24 protein-coding genes are annotated in these 25,536 nt (G+C 69.1%); 7 read left to right on the top strand and 17 right to left on the bottom strand.

From position 1 onward, the window contains the following. Positions 1 to 5 precede the first annotated feature (5 nt). From MCBMB27_RS20670 to MCBMB27_RS20650, 5 genes are read left to right on the top strand one after another with little or no spacing between them, the layout of a single operon-like run. Positions 6 to 872 carry a branched-chain amino acid ABC transporter permease gene (locus MCBMB27_RS20670; protein ID WP_043389184.1) on the top strand — a complete coding sequence of 289 codons (867 nt, stop codon included), beginning with the start codon at positions 6 to 8 and terminating at the stop codon, positions 870 to 872. Then, entirely contained in the window at positions 869 to 1,927 is a 1,059-nt protein-coding gene (locus tag MCBMB27_RS20665) for an ABC transporter permease subunit (RefSeq protein ID WP_043389187.1), read from the top strand. Before MCBMB27_RS20670 ends, MCBMB27_RS20665 begins: the two co-directional genes overlap by 4 nt. Further along, positions 1,924 to 2,682, top strand: a complete 759-nt coding sequence (locus MCBMB27_RS20660) for an ATP-binding cassette domain-containing protein (RefSeq protein ID WP_075381180.1) — start codon at positions 1,924 to 1,926, stop codon at positions 2,680 to 2,682. The genes MCBMB27_RS20665 and MCBMB27_RS20660 overlap by 4 nt, the downstream gene beginning before the upstream one ends. Position 2,683: 1 nt before the next feature. Further along, positions 2,684 to 3,409, top strand: a complete 726-nt coding sequence (locus MCBMB27_RS20655) for an ABC transporter ATP-binding protein (protein ID WP_075381179.1) — start codon at positions 2,684 to 2,686, stop codon at positions 3,407 to 3,409. Positions 3,410 to 3,452: 43 nt separating this feature from the next. After that, positions 3,453 to 5,009: an amidase gene (locus MCBMB27_RS20650; RefSeq protein WP_075381178.1), complete on the top strand. Its 1,557-nt coding sequence runs from the start codon at positions 3,453 to 3,455 to the stop codon at positions 5,007 to 5,009. Positions 5,010 to 5,042: 33 nt separating this feature from the next. On the opposite strand, the gene eutC is transcribed toward MCBMB27_RS20650, so the two are convergent. The 11 genes from eutC to MCBMB27_RS20595 form a co-directional block, all read right to left on the bottom strand. Then, positions 5,043 to 5,825 (bottom strand): ethanolamine ammonia-lyase subunit EutC, encoded by a 783-nt coding sequence (gene eutC, locus MCBMB27_RS20645; protein ID WP_043759976.1) that lies wholly within the window; start codon positions 5,823 to 5,825, stop codon positions 5,043 to 5,045. After that, positions 5,822 to 7,225 (bottom strand): ethanolamine ammonia-lyase subunit EutB, encoded by a 1,404-nt coding sequence (locus MCBMB27_RS20640; protein WP_075381177.1) that lies wholly within the window; start codon positions 7,223 to 7,225, stop codon positions 5,822 to 5,824. Before MCBMB27_RS20640 ends, eutC begins: the two co-directional genes overlap by 4 nt. A 29-nt stretch (positions 7,226 to 7,254) precedes the next feature. Further along, entirely contained in the window at positions 7,255 to 8,043 is a 789-nt protein-coding gene (gene hisN / locus MCBMB27_RS20635) for a histidinol-phosphatase (protein ID WP_043387993.1), read from the bottom strand. A 2-nt stretch (positions 8,044 to 8,045) separates the two neighbouring features. Next, positions 8,046 to 8,981: a phosphotransferase gene (locus MCBMB27_RS20630; protein ID WP_043387991.1), complete on the bottom strand. Its 936-nt coding sequence runs from the start codon at positions 8,979 to 8,981 to the stop codon at positions 8,046 to 8,048. Positions 8,982 to 8,991: 10 nt separating this feature from the next. Next, positions 8,992 to 9,972: a phosphotransferase gene (locus MCBMB27_RS20625; RefSeq protein WP_075381176.1), complete on the bottom strand. Its 981-nt coding sequence runs from the start codon at positions 9,970 to 9,972 to the stop codon at positions 8,992 to 8,994. After that, positions 9,969 to 11,261 carry a Zn-dependent hydrolase gene (locus tag MCBMB27_RS20620; RefSeq protein WP_075381175.1) on the bottom strand — a complete coding sequence of 431 codons (1,293 nt, stop codon included), beginning with the start codon at positions 11,259 to 11,261 and terminating at the stop codon, positions 9,969 to 9,971. Before MCBMB27_RS20620 ends, MCBMB27_RS20625 begins: the two co-directional genes overlap by 4 nt. Continuing rightward, a complete protein-coding gene (locus MCBMB27_RS20615; RefSeq protein ID WP_043347193.1) occupies positions 11,254 to 12,012 on the bottom strand; it encodes a DeoR/GlpR family DNA-binding transcription regulator in 759 nt (252 codons plus the stop codon). The genes MCBMB27_RS20620 and MCBMB27_RS20615 overlap by 8 nt, the downstream gene beginning before the upstream one ends. A gap of 105 nt (positions 12,013 to 12,117) precedes the next feature. After that, the gene (locus MCBMB27_RS20610) at positions 12,118 to 13,962 is read right to left on the bottom strand and encodes an ABC transporter ATP-binding protein (RefSeq protein WP_075382054.1); all 1,845 of its coding nucleotides are present in this window, start codon (positions 13,960 to 13,962) and stop codon (positions 12,118 to 12,120) included. A gap of 5 nt (positions 13,963 to 13,967) precedes the next feature. Further along, a complete protein-coding gene (locus MCBMB27_RS20605; protein ID WP_075381174.1) occupies positions 13,968 to 14,888 on the bottom strand; it encodes an ABC transporter permease in 921 nt (306 codons plus the stop codon). Then, positions 14,888 to 15,868, bottom strand: coding sequence for an ABC transporter permease (locus MCBMB27_RS20600; RefSeq protein WP_075381173.1), 981 nt, complete (start codon positions 15,866 to 15,868; stop codon positions 14,888 to 14,890). Before MCBMB27_RS20600 ends, MCBMB27_RS20605 begins: the two co-directional genes overlap by 1 nt. A gap of 56 nt (positions 15,869 to 15,924) precedes the next feature. Beyond that, entirely contained in the window at positions 15,925 to 17,484 is a 1,560-nt protein-coding gene (locus tag MCBMB27_RS20595; protein ID WP_075382053.1) for an ABC transporter substrate-binding protein, read from the bottom strand. A gap of 684 nt (positions 17,485 to 18,168) precedes the next feature. Here MCBMB27_RS20595 and MCBMB27_RS20590 point away from each other — a divergent pair. Next, the gene (locus MCBMB27_RS20590; protein WP_083683643.1) at positions 18,169 to 19,620 is read left to right on the top strand and encodes a carbohydrate porin; all 1,452 of its coding nucleotides are present in this window, start codon (positions 18,169 to 18,171) and stop codon (positions 19,618 to 19,620) included. Between the two features lie 596 nt (positions 19,621 to 20,216). Here the strand turns inward: MCBMB27_RS20590 and MCBMB27_RS20585 are convergent. Genes MCBMB27_RS20585 through MCBMB27_RS20565 form a run of 5 tightly spaced genes read right to left on the bottom strand, consistent with a single transcriptional unit; the run spans position 20,217 to position 23,582 of the window. Next, positions 20,217 to 20,984: an amino acid ABC transporter ATP-binding protein gene (locus tag MCBMB27_RS20585; protein WP_075381172.1), complete on the bottom strand. Its 768-nt coding sequence runs from the start codon at positions 20,982 to 20,984 to the stop codon at positions 20,217 to 20,219. Then, the gene (locus MCBMB27_RS20580; protein WP_075381171.1) at positions 20,977 to 21,633 is read right to left on the bottom strand and encodes an amino acid ABC transporter permease; all 657 of its coding nucleotides are present in this window, start codon (positions 21,631 to 21,633) and stop codon (positions 20,977 to 20,979) included. The genes MCBMB27_RS20585 and MCBMB27_RS20580 overlap by 8 nt, the downstream gene beginning before the upstream one ends. Further along, the gene (locus tag MCBMB27_RS20575; protein WP_043346416.1) at positions 21,630 to 22,283 is read right to left on the bottom strand and encodes an amino acid ABC transporter permease; all 654 of its coding nucleotides are present in this window, start codon (positions 22,281 to 22,283) and stop codon (positions 21,630 to 21,632) included. Before MCBMB27_RS20575 ends, MCBMB27_RS20580 begins: the two co-directional genes overlap by 4 nt. Positions 22,284 to 22,328: 45 nt before the next feature. Then, positions 22,329 to 23,159, bottom strand: a complete 831-nt coding sequence (locus MCBMB27_RS20570) for a transporter substrate-binding domain-containing protein (protein WP_075381170.1) — start codon at positions 23,157 to 23,159, stop codon at positions 22,329 to 22,331. Positions 23,160 to 23,162: 3 nt separating this feature from the next. Continuing rightward, positions 23,163 to 23,582, bottom strand: a complete 420-nt coding sequence (locus MCBMB27_RS20565; RefSeq protein ID WP_051044636.1) for a RidA family protein — start codon at positions 23,580 to 23,582, stop codon at positions 23,163 to 23,165. Positions 23,583 to 23,795: 213 nt separating this feature from the next. Here MCBMB27_RS20565 and MCBMB27_RS20560 point away from each other — a divergent pair, with 213 nt between their 5' ends. Further along, positions 23,796 to 25,202, top strand: a complete 1,407-nt coding sequence (locus MCBMB27_RS20560) for an aminotransferase-like domain-containing protein (protein ID WP_075381169.1) — start codon at positions 23,796 to 23,798, stop codon at positions 25,200 to 25,202. A 52-nt stretch (positions 25,203 to 25,254) separates the two neighbouring features. Here the strand turns inward: MCBMB27_RS20560 and MCBMB27_RS30860 are convergent, their stop codons facing one another. Next, entirely contained in the window at positions 25,255 to 25,389 is a 135-nt protein-coding gene (locus MCBMB27_RS30860; protein ID WP_257787389.1) for a hypothetical protein, read from the bottom strand. Positions 25,390 to 25,536 lie beyond the last annotated feature (147 nt).

The following is a 25,536-nucleotide window of genomic DNA, read 5'->3' as shown; positions in this document are numbered from 1 at the left end:
GGGCGATGGATCTCGCCGGACTGCTCGCCTTCAACGTCATCACCGGCATCGCCACCCTGGTCCTGATCACCCTCGGCCTCGGGGTGATCTACGGGATGATGCGCATCATCAATCTCGCCCACGGCGAATTCATGATGCTCGGCGCCTACACGGCGGTCATGGCGAGCGGCGCCGGGGTCAACATCTGGATCGCGATGCTCGTCTTGCCGCCCCTCGTGGTCGGCGTGATCGGGCTGATCCTGGAGCGCACCGTCATCCGCTTCCTCTACGGGCGGATGATGGACACGATGCTCGCCACCTGGGGTATCAGCCTGGGCTTGATCGGGCTGATCACCACGCTCTACGGCAACGTGGTGCGCGGGGTCTCGACGCCGGTCGGCAGCTTCGACATCGGGCGCTACGGGGCGAGCCTCTACAGCCTCGTCATCGTGGCGACGGCACTGGCCGCGCTGGGAGCGATGTTCCTGGTGCTGCGCTTCACCAAGTTCGGCCTGATCCTGCGCGCGACCATGCAGAACCCGCGCATGGCCGCGGCGCTAGGGGTGCAGCCGAACCGCATCTACATGGCGACCTTCGCCCTCGGCGCCGCCCTGGCGGGCCTTGCCGGCGGGGTCCTTGCCCCGATCTCGGGCGTCTCCCCGGCCATGGGCGCGGCCTACATCGCCCGCGCCTTCATCACGGTTCTCGGCGGCGGCCCCGCCATCGTCACCGGCACCGGCCTCGCTTCCAGCCTGTTCGGCGTCATCAACGAACTCGTCTCGTTCAAGACGACGCCGGTCATCGGCGACGTCGCCCTCCTCGTCGCGGCGATCCTGCTGATCCGCGTCCTCCCGCAAGGCATCACCGGCCGCTACCTGAGGCGCAGCCTATGACCTCCGCAGCCCCCGCCCGCCGGCTCTCTGCCGCGGGATTCCTGGCGACCCTGGCCCTCGGCCTCGCCATCCTGTTCGGGGCGCCGCACGCCCTCGATACGTTCGGCCTCGTTCAATGCACCGGCTTCGCGGCGCTCGCGATGTTCGGCCTCTCGCAGGGCTTCGTCTGGGGCTTCGCGGGGGTGATGTGCTTCGGGCAGGCCGCCTTCCTGGGGCTCGGCGGCTACGCCTACGCGGTCGCGGTCCTCAACATGGGCGACAGCAGCGTGCCGGTGCTGCTGTCGATCCTGGTGCCGATGCTGTTTGCCGGCCTGCTCGGCTACTTCATGTTCTACGGCCGGATCAGCGACGCCTATATCGGCGTCATCACGCTCACCGTGTCGGTGATCCTGTTCCAGCTGGTCAACGCCACCTCGGGCAGCCAGTACCGGATCGGCGTGGCGGAACTCGGCGGCTTCAACGGCATCCCGGCGATCCCCGCTCTCAATGCGCCCGGCCATCCCGACGAGCCCCTGGACATCGAGGGGATCTGGTACGCCGCGATGGGCGCGCTGATCCTCGTCTACGCCCTGCTGCGGGGGATCCTGGCGAGCCGCCTCGGCCGCGTGGTGGTGGCGATCCGCGAGAACGAGACGCGGGCGCAGCTGATCGGCTACGACCCGCGCCTCTACAAGCTCATCGCCTTCATGATCGCCGCGGGGGTCGCGGGCCTCGCCGGCTGCCTCTACGCCAACTGGGGCGGCTTCATCAGCCCGACGGTCTTCGCCCTGCCGATGTCGGCGCAGGTGATCATCTACGTGCTGGTCGGCGGTCTCGGCACCCTGATCGGGCCGATGCTCGGCGCGGTGCTGATCCAGGCGCTGATCATCGCCGCCGGCAGCCAGAGCGCGGTGGATTCCAACCTCGGCCTCGGTCTCGTCCTGGTCGGCTTCGTTCTGCTGGTGCCCCAGGGCCTCGTCCCGGTCGCCCGCAGCCTCGGCCTGCGCCTGCTGGAGCGGCGGCCGCGCACGGTCGCCAAGGCGCAGGACGGGTTCGCCACGGGGAGCGCACGATGAACGCCCCGAGCCCGCTCACGGGCCATCACGGCGCGCCGCTGCGCCCCCTCGTCGAGGCTCGCGGCGTGACCATGCGGTTCGGCGGCGTGACCGCGGTCGCCGATGTCGATTTCACCCTCGGGGAGGTCGAGCTGCGCTGCCTGATCGGCCCCAACGGCGCCGGCAAGAGCACCTTCTTCAAGATCCTGACCGGTCAGCTCAAACCCACCGAGGGCCGGATCCGCCTGCGCGACACCGACATCACCGGGGCCGAGCCCCACGCCATCGCGCGGCTCGGCGTCGGCATCAAGACGCAGGTGCCCAACGTGTTCAACGGCCTCTCGGTCCACGAGAACGTCTTCGTGGCGGCCGGGCGGCGCAAGTCCATCGCCCGTACCCGCCGCATCGTCGACGAGACGCTGACGCGCCTCAACCTCACGGGCATCGCCGGGCGGATCGTCGGCCAGCTCGCCCACGGCCAGCGGCAATGGGTCGAGATCGCTACCGTGCTGGCCCAGGAGCCCGAGCTGATCCTCCTGGACGAGCCCGCCGCCGGCATGACCCACGAGGAGGTCCACCGCACGGCGGAGCTGATCCGCGAGATCAACCGCACCCACGCCCTCATCGTGGTGGAGCACGACATGCCGTTCATCCGGATGATCGCCAAGACCGTGACGGTGTTCAACCAGGGCCGGATCCTCATGGAGGATACGGTGGACGCTGTGCTGGCCGATGCCCGCGTCCGCGACGTCTATCTCGGCAAGCAGGCCGCCTGACATGACCGCCTCAGCCAGCCCGCCGCTCCTCTCCGTCGAGGGCCTGCATTCCGGCTACGGCCGCATCCCGATCCTCGGCGGCGTCACCCTCGCGGTACGCCCGGGGGAATTCGTCGGCATCCTCGGCCACAACGGCATGGGCAAGACCACGCTGCTGCGCACCCTGATGGGCTACCTGCCGGCCACCGCCGGGCAGGTCCGGTTCGAGGGGGCCGACATCACCCGGCGCAGCCCGACAGCCCGGGCCCGGATGGGCCTCGGCTACGTCCCCCAGGGCCGGGAGATCTTTCCGGCGCTCAGCGTGCGCGAGAATCTGCGCATGGGCTGCCTCTTGTCGAAGCGCGGCGAGGACGAGACCATCGCCGACATCCTCGCCACCTTCCCCCGGCTGAAGGCCTATCTCGACCGGCCCGGGGGCGCCCTGTCGGGCGGCGAGCAGCAATTGCTGGCGCTCGCCCGCTGCCTCTGCGGCGGGCCGACCATCCTGCTGCTGGACGAGCCGACGGAGGGCATCCAGCCCTCGATCATCGAGGAGATCATCGAGATCCTCCTGCGGATCGGGCGCGAGCGCGGGATCGCGCTGCTCCTCGTCGAGCAGAACCTGACCTGCATCACCGGCCTCTCGGAGCGCATCCTGATCCTTCAGAAGGGCGTCATCACCCGCGAGGTCCCGCCCGAGGTCGCACGCGACCGATCGCTGATCGACGAGTTCGTCGGCATGGCCTGAGCCGCCGACGCCCCGCCTGTCCGTCCCAAGCCCGGAGTTTCCGATGGATGCCGCCCCGACCGACGCGCCCGATCTTGCCGGGATGCTGTCCGAGATGACCGTCGCCGACGCCCAGGCCGCCTTCGCGCGCGGCGTGACGGCCGAGGCCCTGACCCAAGCCTTCCTGGCCCGGATCGAGACCTACAACCCGCGCTACAACGCGGTGATCTTCCTCAACCCGCACGCCGTCGAGGAGGCGCGGGCGATCGACCGCCGCCGGGCCGCCGGCGAGGCCCTCGGGCCGCTGGCCGGGGTGCCGGTCGTGATCAAGGACACGATGGACGTCGCCGGCCTGCCAACCACGGCCGGCTGGCACTTCCTCTGCGCCAAGGCCGGGGGCGTCGACCTGATGCCCGCCACCGACGCGCCCGTGGTGGCACGGATGCGCGCGGCCGGCTGCGTCATCCTCGGCAAGACCAACGTGCCCGTGCTGAGCGCCACGGGCAGCCACGCCAACGACAGCTGGGCCGGCCCGACGCTCAACGCCATGGCGCCCGACCTCCTGCCCGGCGGATCGAGCGCCGGCACTGCGACCGCCGTCGCCGCCAGCCTCGCGGTGTTGGGGCTCGCCGAGGAGACCGGCGGCTCGATCCAGAACCCGGCCTCGGCGCAGGGTCTCGTCGGCATCAAGCCGACCTTCGCCCTGGTGCCCAATACCGGGGTGGTCCCGCTCGCCGGCAGCACGCGCGACGTGGTCGGGCCGATCGCCCGCTGCGTGCGCGACGCGGCGCTGACCCTCGATGCCTTGGCCGGCTACACCGCGGCCGATCCGAAGACCGTGGCCGGGATCGGCCGCCGTCCGAAGGGCGGCTACGCTGCCAAGCTGTCCGAGACGGCCCTGCGGGGCAAACGCCTCGGGCTCTACGGGCCGGGCTGGCGCGACCGGGCCCTCTCCGCGGAGACGATCCAGCTCTACGCCCGGGCCCAGGATGAGATTGCCGCACGGGGCGCCACCCTGGCGGCCGATCCCTTCGCGGGCAGCGGCTTCGCGGACCTCGGCCAGCCCGTCGCCGGCCTCGATCACTACGACGCCCGGGGCATCGAGAGCGTGCTCTACGACCTCCACCACTATCTGCAACGGCTCGGTCCGCAGGCCGCCTACCGGACCCTCGCCGAATTCGATGCCGCCACGAAGGCGGAAGATCCCCTGGCCCCGGGCGGCGTCCTCGACTGGATGAATCAGGTGCCGGCCTTCGCGGCCTGTCGCGCGGATCCCCTCGCCCCGCCGGATCTCTCGGATTTCCTGGCGGCGCGCGAGCGCTACCTCGACATCTTCACCGCGGTCATGGCGGAGCAGGGTCTCGACGCCCTGGTCTTCCCGCAAACCCGCGACGCGGTGCCGGCCCTGCACGGGTCGGAGACGATCCACGAGACCACCGTGTGCGAGATCAACATCGCCGGGCTGCCGGGCGTGGTCGTGCCGGCCGGCCGCTACGCCTCGGGCTCGCCCTTCTGCCTGATCTTCGTCGGGCCGCTCTGGAGCGAGGCCGACCTCCTCGGGCTCGCCTACGATTACGAGCAGGCGACCCGCCACCGCGCGGCCCCCGACCTCCGGGCTTGAAGGGATAGCGCCCCGCCGCGAAGGCGGCGGGGGCTACCCGGCCGGCAGAGCCGGCGTCGGATCGGCGGGATCCCCCCGGCGCAGCGCGACGCCGCTGGTGCCCTGGGCCAGCATCGCCCGCAGCAGCGCCTCCATCTGCCCGGCGGCCGCCTCGACCGAAAGGCCGCCCTCCCGGATGTTCGAGATGCAGTTGCGCCGGGAATCGGGCAGCCCCGGCTCCGGGCCGAACGTCACGTAGCAGCCGAGGCTGTCCGAGGCCGACAGGCCCGGCCGCTCCCCGATCAGCACCACGACGCAGCGCGCCCCCAGCCGCGCCCCGATGGGATCGCCGATCGCCACCCGCCCCTGGCTCGCGACGACCACCGGGGCGAGGCTCCAGCCCGCCCGGCGCACCCGCGCCGCGAGCGCCGCGGCGGCGGGGACCGCGTTCAGCGCGACCGCCGTCGCCGAGAGCCCGTCCGCGATCACGATGGCGACGTCGAAGCCCGGCCCGTGACCGTCGAGCACCGTGGCGGATTCCGGAGCGAGGCTGCGGCCCCGGTCCGGCCGGCGCAGGTACTCCGTCCGGTCGGACACGGCGGAGCGGACCTCCACCGATTCCAGGCCCTGGGCCCGCAGCGCTGCGCGGATCGCGGCCGCGTCGAGGGGCGTCCAGACCGCCTCGCGGGCGCGGGCATGGTCGAGGCCGAAGGCGAGCGCCGCGCCGGTGGGAAGGCCGGCGCCGTGCGCGCCCAGGGCGATGCGGGCCTGGGTCAGCCCGCGCAGATCGCGCAGCGTCGGGGTGCCCGCGTGGGCCGGCTTGGCCGGCTCGCTCACGCGGCCCGCCCGGGCAGGAGCCGGGTGGCCGCGGCGAGGGCCGGGGGCAACTCACCCGTGGCGCTGGTGAGCCGGCCCTGCGCGTCCGTGATGCGCACGTCGCGCAGCCACGCCTCGAATTCCGGGGCCGGCGGACGGCCCAGGGTCTCGCGGGCGAAGACCGCGTCGTGGTGGGACAGCGACTGGTAGTTCAGCATCACGTCGTCCGCCCCCGGCACGGTGATGACGAAGTTGACGCCGGCCGCGCAGAGCAGGGTCAGGAGCGCGTCCATGTCCTCGCCGTCGGCATCGGCATGGTTGGTGTAGCAGACGTCCACGCCCATCGGCAGGCCGAGCAGCTTGCCGCAGAAGTGGTCCTCCAGCCCGGCCCGGATGATCTGCTTGCCGTTGTACAGGTATTCGGGGCCGATGAAGCCCACGACCGTGTTGACGAGGAGCGGGTCGAACTCGCGCGCCACCGCGTAGGCGCGCGCCTCCATGGTCTGCTGGTCGACGCCCCAATGGGCGTCGGCCGAGAGGGCCGAGCCCTGGCCGGTCTCGAAATACATGACCTGACCGCCCGCCGGGCAGCGGCCCAGCGCCCGCGCCGCCTCCGAGGCCTCGCGCAGGACGGCGAGGTCGACGCCGAAGCCGGCATTGGCCTTCTGCGAGCCGGCCACCGACTGGAACACGAGGTCGACGGGCGCGCCTTTCGCCATGGCCTCGATCGCCACGGTGACGTGGCCGAGGCAGCAATGCTGGGTCGGCACGTCGAGGCGCAGCCGCAGGGTCTCCAGAAGCTCGACGATGCGGATGTAGTCCGGCAGGGAATCGGTGGCCGGGTTCACCCCGATGACCGCGTCGCCCGAGCCCATCAGCAGGCCGTCGAGGGCCGAGATCAGGATGCCCTCGGACGAATCGGTCGGATGGTTCGGCTGGTTGCGGGTGGCGAGGCGTCCGGGCAGGCCGATCGTGGAGCGGAAGCGCGTCACGACCGGCCGCTTGGCGGCCACCGCGACGAGGTCCTGCAGCCGGCAGATCTTGGAGACCGCCGCGACCATCTCGGGGGTGAGGCCGGGCGCGAGGGCGGCGAGCGCCCGCGCGTCGGCGGCGGGGGAGAGCAGCCACTCGCGGAAGGCGCCGACCGTGAGGCACGAGACCGGCGCGAAGGCCGCCGCGTCGTGCCGGCGGGCGATCAGGTCGGAGACCTCGTCCTCCTCCGAGGGGATCAGCTCCTCGGCCAGGAAGGTCTTCAGCGGCAGGTCCGCCAGCGCGATCTGCGCGGCCAGGCGCTCGACCGGCCCGTCGGCGCAGAGGCCGGCGAGCTGGTCGCCCGACCGCTCCGGCGTCGCCTTGGCGAGCAGGCGGCGCAGGTCGGGGAAGGTGAAGCGTGTGCCTTCGATCGTCGTCGCGTAGGCCATGGCGGGCGCTCCCGGCGCGCTGTCGGACGTCAGGGAACCCGATCCTGCAGGATGTCGAGGGCGGCCTCGTGCAGGTCGGGCGTGGCGGCGGCGAGCACCCGCCCGTCCGAGTCGAGGGTCAGCGCGGAGCCCGCCCAGTCGGTGATCACGCCGCCGGCCGCCTCGATCACCGGGACGAGGGCGAGGTAATCGTAGGGCTGGAGACCGGTCTCCGCGACCAGATCGCAATGGCCGGAGGCCAGCAGACCGTAGGCGTAGCAGTCGCCGCAGAACCGCCGGATGCCGACGCGGTCGACGAGGCGCCGGTAGCGCGCCGCGTCCGAACCGGAAAAGCCGTCGGGCGTGGTCGTGAAGAACCGCGCCGCGGCGAGGGACCGGCAGGTGCTGGCCCGGGTCGGCGCCCCGTTGAACGTGGCCGCGCCCGGCATGCCCGCCCAGCGCTCGCCGAGGGCCGGCATGTCGATGACGCCGACCAACGGCCGGCCGCCGTCGAGGAGGGCGATCAGGGTTCCGAACAGCGGCAGTCCGGTCACGAAGCTCTTGGTGCCGTCGATCGGGTCGATGACCCAGACCGGGCCCTGGCCCGGCGTCACACCCATCTCCTCGCCGACGATGCCGTGCTCCGGGAAGCGCGCCGCGATGCGCTCGCGCAGGAGCGCCTCGATCGCCCGGTCCGCCAGGGTCACGGGGCTCGCATCCGCCTTTGCGACGATGTCGAGTTCCGTGCGGAAGTGGCGCATCGCCACCGGGCGGGCCGCGTCGGCGAGCCCGGTCGCGAAGGCCAGAATCTCGCCTGCGGAGGGAAGCGCTTCCGGCATGGTTAGAGCGCCTTCAGGAAAGCCGGCCACCGCGTGTCGTTCATGATCGAGCGGGCGCGCATGTGTTTCCAGATGCCGTACTTGTAGAAATCGAAGTCGAGGTCCGAGATGCGGTTCTGCACCATCGCCCAGGTCGACCATTTCACGTCGGCCAGAGCTTTATGCACCATCAGCCGAGCGAAGAGCTGGTCGCTGTACCGACCGAAATACATCTCGATCACCGTGCGATCGACGTCCTCGGAGAAGAACATTTCTCCGCTCCAGATCGCGAGGTCGTAGAGGCGATCGTTGTTGGAGGCGTATTCGAAGTCGATCAGCAGGATCGAACCGTCCTCGCCGATCAGGAAGTTGCCGGGCATCGGATCGTTGAAGCAGGGCACGAGGTCGATGCCGGAGGCCTCCAGGGCAGCCCGTGCGAGGCGCGTCTGACGGGTGAGCCAAGCCTGATCGGGCGGCAGCAGCGCGCCGAGGTCGACGGCCTGACGGTCGTGCTCGTCGATCATGTCGAACACCGTCTTGGTGAGCGGCAGCAGAGGCGCGTCGTGGAAGCGACGATAGAGGGCAATCGCCTCGCTGCGCACGGCCGCGTCGGCGAAGTCGCGGTTGGTGGAGGGCCGGCGGCCCTCCACGAACTCCGCGATCTCCACGTCTTCCGCGTCGAGATAGTCGAAGGTGCGCGGGCCGAGGCCGATCGCCTCCGCCTGCCGGCTCGCGGCGCGGGCGGCGGCCCGATCGATGAACATCTCGGTGCCCCGCCCGGGCATCTTCACGAAATAGGGGTGCGCCTCGCCCGCGACCTCGACGCGCCAGTTCGTGTTGCTGATGCCGCCCAGGACCGGCCGATAGTGCATCGGCCGCCCCTGCCACGGGGCAACCCGGTGAAGGGTCGCCTCGAAGGCTCGCTCGGCCTCGGTGCGTCCGCCTCCGAAAGGGATCATGCCGCGCTCCTCACAGCGTCCTCAGGGTTTCCTCGAAGTCCGGGCGGCTGACCCGCGTGCGGCAGCGCAGAAGTCGCCAGCTCGCATATTTCCGGAACTCCAGGCTGCGCCGGGGCGAGACACGGTCCATCGCGAGCGCCCGCAGACCCCAGTACAGATCATCGGCGGCGGCGTAGGCGCGGCAGCGGCTGAACACGTCCGCCCGGCAGGTCCCCTCAGCGATTTCGATGCCAAGTCGCATCTCGCTCTCGAACGGACAGGCCTCGTTGAGGAAGGCGCCGAGCTGATGATGCGGGTCGGTATCGCAGGCCATGTCGAAGTCGACGAGGCGCAGCGCGCCGTCCGGCGCGAACAGCAGGTTGGAGGCGTGCGGGTCGGCGTGAGCCGGACGGCACCCGGTCCCGGCGGCGGCGAGCGCCGCCTCGATGGCGTCGCCCCAGTCGAACAGGAACCACGCATCCGGCGGCAGGTCCGCCGGCAGGGTCACGCCCTCGGCGCCGAGGGCCGCGCGCAGGGTCCGGATGCCGTCGAAGACGCTCCACCGGCGGCCGAACGGCGCGCCGGCGCCGATGCGGTCGAAGGCCCCGATCACCGCCGTCATGGCATCGGGCTGGCGCAGGCGGTCGAGGGAGGCCGGGCGCCATTCGGGGCCGAGGCGGCGGAACAGGATCGCCCCCTGTGCCTGCGCCAGATGCAGCGGCTCGGGGCCGAGCCCCAGCGCGGCGATCCGCGTCGCGGCCTCGAACGCGGCGGCGGGGTCGATGAGAGCGGCCGCGGCCGGCTCGGTGACCTTGAGGAAGTAGTCCGGGTCCGCATCCGGCGCCGGCGCCACCAGGAAGGTGGCCGACTCGACGCCGTGGTACGACGGCGACGCCGCGCCCGGGCACGCCACGCCGTAGCGGACCGGCCGGTTCGCCAGGAGAGGGATCGCCGCGAGGGCCTCCTCGGCCAGCCGCTCGTGAGCGCCGTCGGGCGCGCCCGGCGCCTTCACCGGACCTCTCCCCCAGTGCCGAGGGCCGCGAGACCCTCCGTGGCCAGCAGCAACAGCATGTCGGCCAGGACCTGGGTGCCGAAGGCCTGATCCTCCGGGGTGGCGAACTCGGTCGGATGGTGCATCACCCCGTCCCGGCAGGGCACCGCCAGCACGATCGCCGGGCAGACCGCCGCCAGGCTGATCGCGTCGTGGCCGCCGATCGTGTCGAGGGGCCGGGGCGGCGCGTCATTGCGGGCGCCGGCCCGCTCCGCGAGCCGGACGAGGCCGGGATGCATGGCGCCCGCGGGCCGCAGATCGATGGCGCGGACCTCCGATTCGACGCCGGCCCGCGCCGCCGCCGCGGCGATGAACGTCCTGAGCCGTGCTTCTGCCTCCTCCAGGATCGCCGGCGCGCCGGAGCGCAGCTCGATGAACAGCACCGCCTCGCTCGGGACGGTGTTGGGCGAGTTCGGGAAGACCTCCAGCCGCCCGACCGAGGTGTGCAGGTCGAGCCCGTAATCGGCCACCATGTCCTTCAGGTCGGCGATCAGGTAGGCGGCCGCCAGCAGGGCGTCCCGGCGCTCGGCCATCGGGGTCGGGCCGGTATGGGCCTGCCGACCGAGGAAGGCGAGGCGGTACTTGGTGGCCCCCCAGTAGCGGGTGAAGGCGCCGAACCGCTTCCCCTCGCGCTCCAGCACGGGGCCGCCCTCGATGTGGAGCTCGATGAACGCGTCCGGCACCGGGACCGTGTCGGTTCCCACATAGCCGATCGCCGCCAGGGCCTCGTCGACCGCGATCCCGGCGCCGTCGCGCCGCTCCAGGGCCCAGGCCAGCTCGGCCTGGCCGGCGAACACGCTGCTGCCGAGGAGGCTCGGCTGGAAGCGGGCGCCCTCCTCGTTGGTCCAGTTGGCGACGACGAAGTTGCAGGCCGACCTCAGCCCGCGCTCCGCGAGGGACGCACGCACGGCACGGATCGCCTCGCAGGCCGCGACGACGCCGAGAGCACCGTCGAAGCGGCCGCCATTGGGCTGGCTGTCGAGGTGGGAGCCGACCATGATCGTCGGCGCGTTGCCCCCGGCGAGGTCGACGCGGCCGAACTGGTTGCCGATCCGGTCGACCTGCGGCGTGAACCCGTTCTCCCGGAACCAGCCGCCGAGCCAGTCGCGGGCGGCGCCGTCCTGGGCCGAGAGCGCGAGGCGCGTCATCGACCCGTCGCCGCCGCCACCGAAGCGCGATACGGCGTCCATCATCCCGTGGAGGCGAGCGGCATCGATCCGCACGGAGGACGGCGACGGTGTCTCAGGCATGGAGCACATCCACGTTCAGGTGTCGGAAGGCGTCGGCGAAGTCGCTCGCCAGGGGCGCGTTGGTGACGAGCGTGTCGACGTCGCCGAGACCGAGGGTCCGGATCGTGCCGAGCCGCCCGAATTTCGAGCTGTCGGCCAGGATCACCGAGCGCCGGGTCTGCTCGACGGCGGCGCGGCGCAGGACCGCTTCCTCCTGGCCGAGATCCATGAAGCCGTGCTCGCGATGCACGGTCACGATGCCCATGACGGCGAGGTCGTAGACGTGCTCGCGCACGGCCGCGACGGTGCGGTGGCCGAACAGCCCGCGGTAATGCGGCTTCATCTCGCCGCCGAGCACGGTCACCTGCGATTGCGGATCGTCGGCGAACAGGGTGGCGATGCCGATGGAATTGGTATGGATGGTGATCCGCCGGCCGACCAACTGCCGGGCGAAGGCCAGGGTCGTGGTGCCGGTATCGATGAAGACGGTCATGCCGTCCTCCACCAGCGCCAGGGCGGCTGTCGCGATGCGCGCCTTCTCGCGCATGCCGACGCGCGCCCGCTCGTCGAAGGGCTGATCGTCCTTCTTCTGGTCGATGACGGCGCCGCCGTAGACCCGGCGGGCATGCCCGCGCATCTCAAGGTCCCGCAGGTCGCGCCGGACCGTCTCGGTGCTGATTCCGAGGCGGCTCGCCAACTCGTTGACCGATACGCGACCGTCGCGCTGCAACTCCGTCAGGATCAGTTGCAGGCGCGGCTCGGTTATACTCATCGGCGTCCGTCTCCCCAGGGTTGTAATCCCTCGTGACGGGACGCAACCTAGGAACGGGTTGGCATGGTCCTCGACGGGCCGCAATTCATCGGACTGCGTCATCTGTTAACCTGCCGCGTCGGCGTGGACCGGCCGCGCGCCGGGAGCCGTGACGCGGTGGCAGGCGGCGAGCGCGCCCGCGCCGCGCGTCACGAGGTGCGGCCCCTCGGCCGCGCAGGGCGCGAAGGCGCGGGGACAGCGCGAGCGGAAGGCGCAGCCGGCCGGAAGGTCGATCGGGCTCGGCGGCTCGCCGTCGAGGAGGCACTCCTCGGGGCGGTAGCGGCGCTCCTCCAGGGTCGGCATCGCCGACAGCAGGGCCTTCGTGTAGGGGTGCCCCGGATCGAAGAACAGGCGCTCGTTGTCGGCGAGTTCCACGACCTCCCCCAGGTACATGACGGCGATGCGGTTGCAGGCTTTGCGCACCATCGCGAGGTCGTGGCTGATGAAGATGTAGGTGAGGCCGTGTGCCCGCTGGAGCTTCTCGAACAGGGCGAGCAGCCGGAACTGCTCGGTCTGGTCGAGCGACGAGAGCGTCTCGTCCATCAGAAGTATCTCGGGCTCGAGCACCATCGCGCGGGCGACGTTGATGCGCTGGCGCTGGCCCGCGGACAGGCCCACGGGCAGCGCGTCGTAGAGCGCGGGGCTGAGGCCGACATCGTTCATGACCGCGCGGACGCGCTCGCGGATACGGCCGGCATCCCGCCATCCGTGGGTGCGCAGGGGCGCCTCAAGCATCGCGCCGATGCCGGTGCGGGGTGGCAGCGAGTTGAACGGGTCCTGCAGCACGAGCTGGAGCTTGCGGCGGAACCCGAGGAGTGCCGGTCCCGCGAGCGGCGCGATGTCCTGCCCGTCGCACAGGATCCGGCCGCCGCTGGGGCGCTCCAGGCGGCTGAGCAGGCGCATCAACGTCGACTTGCCGCAGCCGCTCTCACCGACCACCGCGAAGCTGTCGCCCTTGTGGATGTCGAAGGTCACGTTGCGCACGGCGCGGAGCGCGCTCGTCCCCGCGAAGGTCCCCCGCTCCCGCACCCGGTAGGTCTGCGACACGTCCTCCAGGCGGATGACCGGGCTCGATTCGGACCGGTCGCACGCAGGCTCGCCGGTGCGTGGCAACGCGGGGGAGCGGGTCCAGATGGTCGGGATCTGGGCGACCAGGTCGCGGGTGTAGGCGTGCCGCGGCCGGGCGATCAGGGCCTCGGTCGGCTGCTCCTCGACGAGGCGGCCGGAATCGATGACGAGCGTGCGCGACGCGGCTTCCCGGGCAACCGGGAGCGACGAGGAGACGAACAGGATCGCCGTGTGGAAGCGCTCCGTGAGCTCGCGCATCAGGCGGATGACCTGCGCGGCCACGGTCACGTCGAGGGGCTGGGTGACGTTGTCGGCGACGAGGAGCGCCGGATCCGAGATCATCGCGTCCACCAGCAGCGCGCGCTGCATCATGCCGCCGGAGAACTGCGACGGGTAGTCGTGGAAGCGCCGGGCGGCGGAGGGTATCCGGACCGCGTCGAGCAGCGCGACGACCCGGCGGCGCGCCTCCGCCGCCGCGACGGCGGGATTCACGGCCCGCATCTTCTCGGCGATCTGGTGGCCGACGGGCAGCGTGGGGTCGAGAGCGCCCATCGGGTTGGCGCCGACATAGGCGATCTCCCGGCGCAGGGGCCGCATCGCGCGCGGGGCGAGACCGAGAATGTCCTGCCCGCGGAAGCGCACCGTTCCGCGCGCGGTGAGCGGCGGCTCGAGGCCGTTGACCAGGGCCTTCGCCAGGACCGTCTTCCCCGCGCCGGTGGCGCCGACGACGCCGACGATTTCCCGCGGCGCGACGTCGAACGCGATGGCGTCGAGGATCCGCCGCCCGCCGATGGGCCCGGCGAGGTCGACGCTCAGGTCGCGGACGGACAGGACCGGCGGCATGTCCATCAGGCGCCTCCGTGGATCGCGTTGCGCGCGCGCTCGCACGCCGCGCCGATCAGGTTGAGGCCGATGAGCGTCAGGCCGAGGAACACGCCCGGCATGGTGGCGATCCACCACGCGTTCAGCAGATACTTCCGGCCATCCGCGATGATGTTCCCGAAGGTCGGCGTCGGCGGCTGCACGCCCAGACCGAGGAAGCCCAGCGTCGATTCGAAGATCATCATCCGGGCGATGTCGAGCACCGACGTGAACAGGATCGGCGGCACGAGGAGCGGCGTCAGCAGCGTCAGCACGATCCGGGCATGGGTGGCCCCCGAGACCTGCGCGGCCCGGACGTACTCGCGACCGCGCTCGGCCATGGCGACGGAGCGCATCACGCGGGCGTAGACGGGCCAGTTCGACAGCCCGAGCACGAGGATGATGGCGGGGATCGTCGGCCGGGACACGCCGAGCACGGCGATCGCCAGGATGATCATGGGGATCGAGAGCTGCGCGTCGGTGATGCGCATGAGCACCGCGTCGGTCCGGCCGCCGAAATAGCCCGAGACCATCCCGAGCGCACAGCCGATGACGAGGGTCAGCGCGGTCGAGGCGACGCCGATCAGGAAGGAGTAGCGCAAGCCGATCAGGCAGCGGACGAGCATGTCGCGGCCGATCTGGTCCGTGCCGAGCGGATGTATCCAGCTCCAGTGCGGACCGGCGAAGAGCGGCGGCAGCAGGCGGGCGCGGACATCCATCTTGCCGGGATCGAGGCCGCTGAGCTCGGGATAGAGGACGGTGGCCAGGACCAGGACACCGAGCAGACCGAGGCCGATGCGGAACCCGGTCGCCCGGGCCGCCCGTCCGAGGATGCGGCGCCCGATCGAGCGGGAGCGTCCTGTATCGACCGGGACGGACCCGAGGGTGAGGCTCGACTCGACGCCCATCAGTAGGCGAGCCTCGGATCGATGATCGTGGCGGCCAGATCGACGAGGATGTTGATCACGACGAAGATCGCGCTGGTGACGATGGCGATGCCCTGGATCAGCGGGAAGTCGCGCTGGAGCACGGCGTTGATGGTGAGCAGGCCGAGTCCGGGATAGTCGAGGATGTATTCGACGATAATCACGCCGCCGAGCAGGCTGGAGAACTGGACGCCGAGGAGATTGAGCAGCGGTACGGCGGCGTTGCGCAGGACATGCGCCCCGACGATCCGCGTCTCCGTGAGACCGCGGATGCGGCCGACCGCGATATAGGCCTCGCCCATCTGGGCGGCCACGGCGCCCGAGAGGGTGCGGATCAGCACCGGCGACAGTTCCACCGCCAGCACGATGGCCGGGAGGATCGTGTAGGAGAAGCCCCCGTAGCCGACCGCCGGGAGCCAGCCGAGCTTCACCGAGAACAGCAGCGCGAGCACGATCGCGAGCCAGAAGTTCGGCAGCGAGATGAAGATCGACGAGACCGCGAACGCGAACCTGTCCGCGAGGCCGCCCGGTCTCAGCCCCGCGGCGATGCCGACGAGCGACGAGAAGGCCAGGGCGAAAGCCAGGGCCAGGGCAGCGAGCTGCAGGGTCATCGGCAGGGCCTCGCCGATGAGGGCGGCAACAGGCGCGCGCTCGGCCCGGGTCGCGTCGTCGAAATTCGCGCCGCCCGTGGCCGCGCCGTTGGCAGGCCGCACGAAGCTGTGGCCGAGGTCGCCGCGCACCACCTGCCCGGCGTAGCGGCCGAACTGGACCAGGATCGGATCGCGCAGGCCCATCCGGTTGGCGATCTGCTCCACGAGGGAATCCGGCGCCATCCCGCCGACCATCAGGCGCACCGGGTCACCCGGAACGACGCGCAGGAGCGTGAAGATCAGGAGCGAGACCAGGGTGATGATGATCGCCCCCTGCGCGAGGCGCCGGGCGAGGAAGCTGAGCACGAACATCGGGCGATGGGGCTACGGGTGACGCGCCGCCGGAGGCGGCGGGGATGGGGTGCAGATCAGGCCGTGCGTGCGGCGTCGATCGAGCCGTCGGGATAGATGAAGAGGCCCTTCAGGTCGGCCTGCATCGCGTGGATCATCGCCGAGGTGAAAAGCGAGAGGGCCGGCGCCTTGGCGGCCAGGAGCGGCATGGTCTCGGTCTGCAGGATCGTCTTGCGCGCCTCCAGGGTCGGCGCGTTCCGCTCCTTGTCGAGGCTCGCGTCGACCTCCGGATCCTCCAGACCCGTGATGCGGTGCGACGACGCGTGGAAATGCGTGCGCAGCACCAAGTCGGGCTCGGGCGATCCGGTCGACCAGCCGCAATCGATCATGTGGCCCGGCCCGCCGCCGGGGCGATGATAGAGGCGCTCGTTCCAGGCCGCGGGTTCCAGCACGGTGAGGGTGACCGGAAAGCCCTGTTCGTTCAGCATCGCGGTGATGATCTCACCGTATTCCTTGGTCTTCGGGTAGAAACCGACCGAGGTGATGTATTCCAGCGGCGGCAAGCCCTTCCCTTTCGGGAAGCCGGCCTGCGCCAGCAGCGCCTGCGCCTTGTCGGGGTCGTAGGCGGGATAGTTCTTCAGGTCGACATAGCCGAACTTCACCGGCGAGACGAAGTTCGACGAGGCGTGGCCCGCGGAGCCGAGGACATCGAGGATCACGCTCCGGTCGATCGCGTGGCAGGCGGCGAGGCGCAGGCGGACGTCGTTGAACGGCGGCTTGGAGCAACGGAACCACAGATACTTGTTCTCGACCGAGACGATCCGGCTGACGGCGATCTTCGGGTTGCCCTTGACGGTCTCGACCTGCTCGGGCTCCAGGCGCTCGACGATGGAAGCTTGCCCGTTCATCAGGGAGAGCATCCGGGTGGTCGAATCCGCCGTGAAGGTGAAGTCGATGCCGGGAATCGCCGGCTTCCCCTTGAAGTAGCCCTCGTGGGCCTTGAGCACCGTGGTGTTGCCGCGCTGCTCGACGAAGCGGAACGGGCCTGTGCCGTTGAGGCGCTTGGCGAGGACGCCGCCGGGGCCCTCGGCCACGTCCTTCGCCGACATGATCGGCAGGAACGAGGCCAGGAAGACGAAGAGGTGCGCCGGGTAGCCGCCCTTCGTCGTGTCGACGATCACCGTACGGTCGTCGGGCGTCGTGATCGTGAGCGTGTCGGTCGGTCCGGGATACCATTGCGCCGGTCGATCGGGCTGCGCGCCGTACTCGAAGGTCGCCTTCACGTCCTCGGCCTTGAAGGGCTTCCCGTCGTGGAATGTGACCCCGTCGCGCAGGGTGATCTGCAGGCGGTGCGGGTCGAGAAGCTTGATGTCGGTCGCCAGTTCGTAGACCACCTTGCCCGGATCATCGAGCGTCATCGGTGTGCGGGTGAGGAATCCCATCACGAAACCCTCGATGTTCTTCTGCGAGAGCGTCGTGTGGGCCGTCGGGTCCCAGTTCCCGGTGATGTTCTCCGCCGACAGGAAGACCAGAGGCCGTGCGCTCTGGGCGAAGGCCGAGGCGATCAGGAAGTCGGGGTTGATCTGCGCGCACGCGGCGATCGTACCGAGCCGCTGAAGGAACCGCCTGCGATCCATCCCGTCGCCCTCCACCTTCGAACCGACGACACACATCGGTCAAAAACCACACAGCAAGCCATGTGCCAGTGTCGTGCATTGCCGGAGTACGGCGGACTCGCGATCGTCGCCGCGCGTAGACGCGACGGTGCGTGACGTGTGAGCACCGCGCTCACAGAGTAAACACGCTGCCGATTATCGGTCCGTTGGCACCGAAAATGCCCATGCGATGAGCAAAAGCGCCCTCGACTTCATGTATCGAGCCGATCCGAGACGCAAACTCGCGAAGATACAACGCAAAGTAGACGGTCTTCCGGCGTCTTTAGCAAAAGTAGCGGGATTAAATCGCAGTTCCACCACGACGGGTCGATCCGCCCTCCCACGCTCAACTGTGGCCGAAAAATCTCGACTCGGTCAGACTACACAAAAACCATGCACGCCCCATTGACGATGCAGAATCTCTCATGACACGTTGAGGCAGCGATGAGCTCGGACCCGCAAGAGTAGCGGTGTCCTTCGGCGAGACCGGATTCGGCTGACGACCGAACCGTGATCGGCCCGTCATCGAGAAGGCGCGCAGAACGCCGAACCAGTCACACCACCGGCACCGAATGGGTCCCGACGGCTCCCGGCCGCTCGGCCTGCCGCCCCGCGGCCGGTCCGCGCCCGGGCATGCGCCGGCCGGACCCCCGAACGGAGATCACGATGATCGGGGACATTTCGCGCTTCGCCTCACCATCCGGGACCGGCGCGGTCCTGGGTCTGCTCGTGCTCGGATCGAGCCTGACCGCACTTCCGGCCGCGGCTCAGACCGCGACGCCGGTGGAGACATTGAGCGACCAGACGCAGGCGCGGACGAACCCGGATATCGCAGCAAAGGCGACGTCGCCAATCCGCGTCGGTCCGCTCGCGCCTTGGGCGACCGAGATGGCGGCGGCCGGCTTCACCTTCGACATCAACATGTACGACTTCTACCAAGCCAACCCGTCCGCGGGTCTGCGCACGGGGCAGCAATCGAACTCCGCCTATTTCGTCCTGTCGATGACGGCGGACATGCAGAAGCTTGCCGGCATCGCGGGCGGCAGCATCAATTTCACCGAGACGCTCTTCGGGCTGGTGCGCAACCTCAACATGGCCGGCGACATCGGCGATACCACGATCGGGTATCAGCCGCCCTACAATCCGAACGACAACCGCCTGTCGCTCCTGACCTATCAGCAGAAGCTGTTGGACGACCGCCTCGTCATCGAGGTCGGCCGCACCCATCCGGGCCGCTATTACGCCCTGCCGCCCTGCAACTCGATCAACTCCTGCTTCCAGGACATCCTGTATTTCAATGCAGGCTGGACCTCGCCGCTCTACTCGGTCTGGGGGGCGAACTTCGCCTACAAGACATCGCCGACCACGTACATCCAGGCCGGCGCCTTCAGCGTGAATCCCGGAACCAACGTGCTCTCGGGCTACGATTGGGGCTATGAGCGCCTGTCGGGCGCCCTCGCCATGTTCGAGATCGGCCGCGTGACCGATTACACGCAGGAAGCCTATCCCGGACGCGCCTCGTTGACGGGTTTCTACAACTCGGCCGATCATGACGACAACTTCAAGACCGTCTTCGGCACGTCCAAAGGCCTCAATCCCGGCACGCCGGTCCTCCAGAAATCCGGGACGTCAGGGATTGTGCTGACCGGCACGCAGACCCTCTGGCGGGCCGATGGCGGACGCGAGGTCAATCCCCACCCGACCGCGATCTCGGTCTATACCGGGACCGGATATGCCTTCGATCCGACGATCCCGATCCGCTTCAACAGCTTCGTCGGATTGCTCCTGCAGGCGCCGGACCAGGGCCGTCCCCTCGACACCTACGGCATCAAGATCAACTGGCAGCGCCTCAACGAGAACTACACGCGCTTCCTCGCCGACGCGAATTTCATCTCGGGCGGGTCGGGCGCTCCCTTCTCCCGAGACAAGTTCGTATTCGAGCTCAATGCCCATTTCGCCATGCCGGGCGGCGTGATCCTTGAGCCGGTGGTCCAGTACCTCGTGAACGGCAATTCCTATTTCAATCCCTACACGGCGCGCCGCCCCAAGGACGGCTTCTACGGCGGCTTCACCCTGTCGGTCCCACTCGGCACGCTGCTCGGCTTGGCTCCAGGCTGAGGCTTGCCAATTCTGGCCGAGCGACGGGCTCGGCCAGCCCCTCTTTGGAGACGGCGTGACAGCCTTGCCTGCCGCGCCGCACCGAGTCCGGCCGCAGGCGAACATTGCTAAGGCGGCCGTCACACAGCGCCAAGCGCAGACGGAATGTCATCTGCCGCCGCATCAGGGAAAGGACGATGGAGGGGCAGTTGGTCGAGGCAAGCAGCATCGAATCGAGGAATTAGCCCCGTCGCTGAGGCTGATGAGCCGGCGCGTTGGCAAGGATGTGCTGCTTGATCACGGATTCGTCAGATGTTTCACAACGATCAGTCGAGACTTCTCATCCAAGAACGTCCTCATACTTGGATGACTGCGAGGCCTCGCGCGCACCTCGGTTCAATCTGGGCACCCGACAAAGAACACCTGTTCTGCACGGGCTTCTTCAGCAACGTGTCTGCTCACCCGCTCCAGCAAAATCGTCTTCTGAAAACTTTCAACGGAAACAAGGCGCAAGCCGGAATCTGCCTTTGGCGGATGCGGCCATCCCATCGCAGCAAACACTCACATCGGTGCGTTTGCTCAGAAAGACGTCGTACTGCGAGAGATTATAGGGTCCATCAAGGTCGGAAGATGAACCGTCGGGCCCGGTCGGACTGAGGATTGGTGAAGAAATCCGTTGGCGCCGCAATCTCTCGGATGCGGCCCCCGTCCATGAAGACGATTGTGTCGGCGATTTCGCGCGCGAAGCTCATCTCATGGGTTACGATCACCATGGTCAGCCCCTCCCGCGCAAGCTCGCGGATGACGCTCAGCACCTCTCCGACCATCTCGGGGTCGAGGGCGCTGGTGGGCTCATCGAAGAGGATGACCTTGGGCCTCATGGCGAGCGCGCGACTGATCGCGACGCGCTGCTTTTGACCGCCGGACAGCGTGTGCGGGTAGACGTCGGCCTTCTCGGTGAGGCCGACACGGGCCAGGATCGCGCGGCCCTCCTCCTCGGCCTCTCGCTTGGGACGGCCGAGGACGTGGACCGGCGCCTCGGTCACGTTGCCGAGCACGGTCAGATGCGGCCAGAGGGCGAAGTGCTGGAACACCATGGCGATGCTGGTTCGCGTGGACGCCAGCTCGCGCCGTGCCATCGGCCTCGTGGCCCTGCCATCCCCGCTCCGCCCGATGGGCTTGCCGTCGATGTGAACGGAGCCCGCGCTCGGCTCCTCAAGCCAGTTGAGGCAGCGCAGAAAGGTCGACTTGCCCGAGCCGCTCGGCCCCAGGATGCAGGTCGTCGTGCCGGGCGCGAGGTCGAGGTCGATGTCACGCAGGACTTCGAACCCATCGAAATCCTTGCACAAACCCCGGACCGAGATCGCGGCGTCAGTCTCAGCCATAGCGTCCCTTCCTCACCCGCTCCATGCGGCGCACGCCCGCCTCGACCACGAACGACATGAGCAGGTAGAGACCGACCGCGGCGGCGAACGGCGCGAAGGGCGTGAAATGGTTCGCACTGACGAAATTCGCCGCGAAGGTCAGTTCCTGCACCGTGATGATCATGAGGAGCGCGCTGTCCCGGATGGTCGTGATCACTTGGTTCCCGATCACCGGGGCAGCGGTGATGGCGACCTGGGGCAGGATGATGCGTCGGTAGATCAGGCTGCGGGACAGGCCGAAGGCGTGCGCCGCCTCGATGTTGTCCGGAGCGACGGCGCGGAAGGCCGCCCGAAAGATCTCCGCGAGGTAGGCCGTCGTGTAGACCGTGAGCGACATCAGTCCGGCCCACCAGGGATCGAGTCTGAGGCCGAGTTCGGGGAGGCCGTAATAGACGACGTAGGCGAGCAGCAGGAACGGCACGCACCGCAGGAGATCGACGGCCTCGGCGAACAGGCGGCGCAGCGGATCCGGCGCCTCCGTGAGCACGACGGCGCCGAGGATGCCGATCGGGATACTGAGCAGGAGGCACCCCAGTACGAGCGACAGGGTGTTGGCCGCCCCCCAGAGGAAGACGTCCCGGCTCTCCCAGACGACCAGAAGTCCGTTCACGGGCGCGCCAATCCGAAGCGCCGGGCGATCCTGCGCTCGACGACGCGCTGGCCGCGCACGAGCGTCGCGATCAGCGCGGTGTAGATGAGCGTCGCGACGAGGAAGGGAGGCAGCGGCTCGTAGGTCTCTGCGCCGATCCGGCCGGCTGCGCGGGTGATCTCGACCACCCCGATAACGGCCACGGCTGGGGTGCACTTCAGGAGGATCGTGACCTCGCTGACCAGGGGCCCGAGATTGGCCCGCCAGATTTGCGGGAAGACGATGCGGATGAAGGTGGCTCGCTCCGACATGCCGAAGGCGGCAGCCGCCTCACGTTGATCCCGGGGAAACGTCACGAGTGCCGAGCGCCAGATCTCGCTGCTGAACGCCGCCGTATTCAGCGTGAGCGCGACGATGGCGGCCGGAACCGGTTCGAGCTCCAATCCGGCCGCCGGCAGGACGAAGTAGACGAATAGGACGAGCGTTACGAACGGCGTCGCCCGGACGAGGCTGACGAAAGCGGCGAGAAGAGCCGGGACCCCGGGAATGCGGCCTTCACGCAGGAGCGCGAGGAGGAGGCCCAGAGGCAGGCTCAGCAGTATGCTGACCGCTGCCAGCGCGGCGGTAACCACCGCGCCGTCGAGGATGGTGCGTATCGCTGGCCACGTCATGGCCGTCACTCTCCGCGTCCGGGTCTGTCGCCCCGCGCTCCCAGGCTACTTGGTCGGTGCGGACGGCATGTCCTTGAAGGCCCGGCCGAGCCACTTCTCCTGCAGAGCGTAGAGCTCTCCGCTTGCGCGCACCTTCGCCATGAACTGGTCGAGGTAGGCCAGGAGGCCGTCGTTCCCCTTGGCGACGGCCCAGGCCGCATAGGTTGGCGCGCCGACCGCCTCGCCCATCCTGAAGCGTTTCGGCTGGTCCTTCGTCAGGCTGACGAGGTTGACGACGCCATTGATCACGTAGTCGAGCCGGCCATTGGCGAGGTCCTGATATGCCTCCGGCAGCGAAGTGTACTGCACCACCTTGCCGAGCTTTCCGCCTGTCTTCGCCAGCGTGGGTTCGAGATCGGCCAGGGCCGCGTAGGACGCGCCGCCGGATTGCACGCCGACCGTCTTGCCGGCCAAGTCGGGGACACCCTTGATCCGGGTCTCGTCCGCGCGGACGACGTAGTATTGCGTCGCTTCGGCGATCGGCATCGTGAAGCTCAGGCTCTGGATCCGATCGGGGGTGATGACGGCCGCCGTCAGGGCCACGTCGTATTTCCCGGTCGCGACCCCGGCCAGAAGCCCCGTCCAGGGTATGATCTGCTGGTCGATCTTGAAAGGCGCCTCCTTGCGCAGCAGCGCGAGGAGGTCTTGGTCGAGGCCCATCGGCTTGCCGTTCTCGACGTACTCGAACGGTTTGTAGCTGTCCTCGGTCGCGACGACCATGGACCCCTTGGCCTTGATGTCGTCGAGGCTCGCGGCAGAGGATTGGGATGCCCCGAAGCTCAAGCTCAGCGCCGCCGCGGCGGCGATGGCGAGGATCTTGTCCCGAACGGAAGCCATGGCTCAGTCCTTTTGCTCGCTCGACGAAAGGGATGGCGCGGCGCCCCGACGGGCGATCAGGTCGATCTCGACCAAGGCATCGTAGGCGAGCCCCGTCGTGCCTACGCAGGTTCGCGCCGGCAGGCGGTCGTGCGGGAAGAAGGATTTGTACGTCGCGTTGAACGCCGCGTAGTCGCGCTTGAACTCCGTCAGGAAGGCCCGCGCGACGACCACGTGCTCCAATCCCAGGCCGAGCCCGGCCAGGATCGTTGTGAGGTTGGCCATGACGTTGCGGGTCTGCGCCTCGATGCCGTCCGGCAGGAGGCCGGGGTTGGACGGCGTGTCTGGCATCTGCCCCGTGACGAAGACGAAGCCGTCGACCTCGACCGCGTGACTGAAGGGAGCGACCGGCTGCGGCCCGTCGGAGACCATGTGGAAGAGCATGGCCGACGGGTCTGATTCTGGCTTCGGCACCGCGATCTCCGTTCCGCAGGCTTGCCCCGCGTGATGTCCCAGACCCAGGGTCGGGACCGTATTGTCATGATCAAGTTAGGCGACATTGTCGGACCTGGCGCGCGGATATGAGCGGCATCGCGCTTGAATTTCGGTCGTGGCTGCGGTCCGACCGAGACAATGTGTGGGACAATCGGTGCAGGTATGAGTCGACCCGGATGGATCGATGCCGTCGAGCGGACGGCCGGGGCTCGCTATTCGGCCATCGTCGGCGCGGTCGAGATCGCGCTGCGGGCCGGCGTCTTGCGACCGGGCGATCGGCTGCCGCCGCAGCGCGACTTGGCCGCATGGCTGTCGCTCAACATCGGGACGGTCAGCCGGGCCTATGCCGAGATGCAGCGGCTGGGCCTTGTCAGAGGCGAGGTCGGCCGCGGCACCTTCCTCAACCCAGTGCAGGATCCGGACGGACCGCCATCCCTTCGGGAGCCGGTCCCACGCCAGACCTTCGTCGACCTGTCCCACAACTTCCCGGCGCATGCGATGCATCACCCTGCGCTGGCGCTGATCCGCCCCGAACTCGACGGCGCCGTCGATCTCGGGGGCCTGCTCGCGAGCCAAGTCGACGTCGGTCTTCTCAGGCATCGGACCATTGCAGCACGATGGCTCGGTCGCTTCGGGATTGAAGCCCGGGCCGACGAGGTGCTGGTCACCTGCGGCGGCCAGCACGGCCTGCTGCTCTCCCTGATGGCGCTGACGCATCCGGGCGATGCCGTCCTGGCCGAGGAGCTGAGCTTCTACGGCCTGAAATCCGCGGCCGGCATGCTGGGTCGCTCGCTGGTTGGGGTCCGCATGGATCGCGAAGGCATCGTGCCCGAATACCTCGACGTGGTCTGCCGCCGGACCCGAGCGAAAGTCCTCGTCTGCACGCCGACGCTGCACAACCCGACCACCGCCACGATGTCGGACGAACGGCGGCGGGAGGTAGCCGAAATCTGTGCGCGCCACGACGTCCTGATCGTCGAGGATGATGTCTACGGCTTCCTGCCCGACCCAATCCTGAGACCGCTGGCTGCATCAGCGCCGGACCGGGTCGTGCACATCTCAAGCTTGTCGAAGCTTGCGGGCCCGGGATTGCGCATCGGCTTCCTGCGGGTGCCCCGGCAGCTGGTCTCTGCTTTCGGTATCGCGCTGCGTGCGACCACGCTGATGGCATCGCCGTTCAACGCGGAATGGGCGACGCGCCTTCTGGAGTCGCGGCGGATCGATCAAGTCGTCGCCGCGATGCGTGCGGAAACGCAAGCGCGGCAGGCACTCGTGGCTGGTCTCCTGCCTCGGCAAGCCATCCTCACCCAACCGAACGCGTACTATTTCTGTCTGAAGTTGGGGAACGGCTGGTCGGCGGAAGCCTATACGCAGGCCGCGGAGGAAGCCGGGGTCGGGGTTACGCCGATCAGCCTGTTCGAGGTGTCGTCGTTGTACCAAAGCGATACCGTCCGGGTCTGCGTCAACGCAGCGCCCGATCGCGAAACGCTTCGAGAGGCACTGGAGAAATTGGCGGGCCTGCTTGAGGCGGGTGCACCGCCTACGGTTCGATTCAGGGGCGCGGTGTGAGACGGGGCTCCACCGCTTTGGTCCCCTGACGACGCGTCACGGGGCGTCGACATCACGCCGGAGCGATCGCGCGCCCTTCGAATTCCTGCGAATCTCCGCCAACCAGCACGCCGCCGACGCGGTGCTCCGGCCCGCCCTGACCTGTGAATCTGTCTGGCTCGACGTCTGCTTCGGGGGCGTTGTCCATCGGTTTTGACCGTCCGGGTTGGGCGCATTGCTCCCGGGCTGGTTTCGAAGCCCCTCGCCATTGAAGCCGAGGGGCCGGAACACGCAAATCTCAGGTCTTTCAGCTGGGTGTGGACCGAACCAAGGCGTTGCAGAGTTTGTCGTTTTG

Source organism: Methylobacterium phyllosphaerae, from assembly GCF_001936175.1.
Classification (GTDB): Bacteria; Pseudomonadota; Alphaproteobacteria; order Rhizobiales; family Beijerinckiaceae; genus Methylobacterium; species Methylobacterium fujisawaense.
This window is presented reverse-complemented; position numbering and strand designations above follow the sequence as displayed.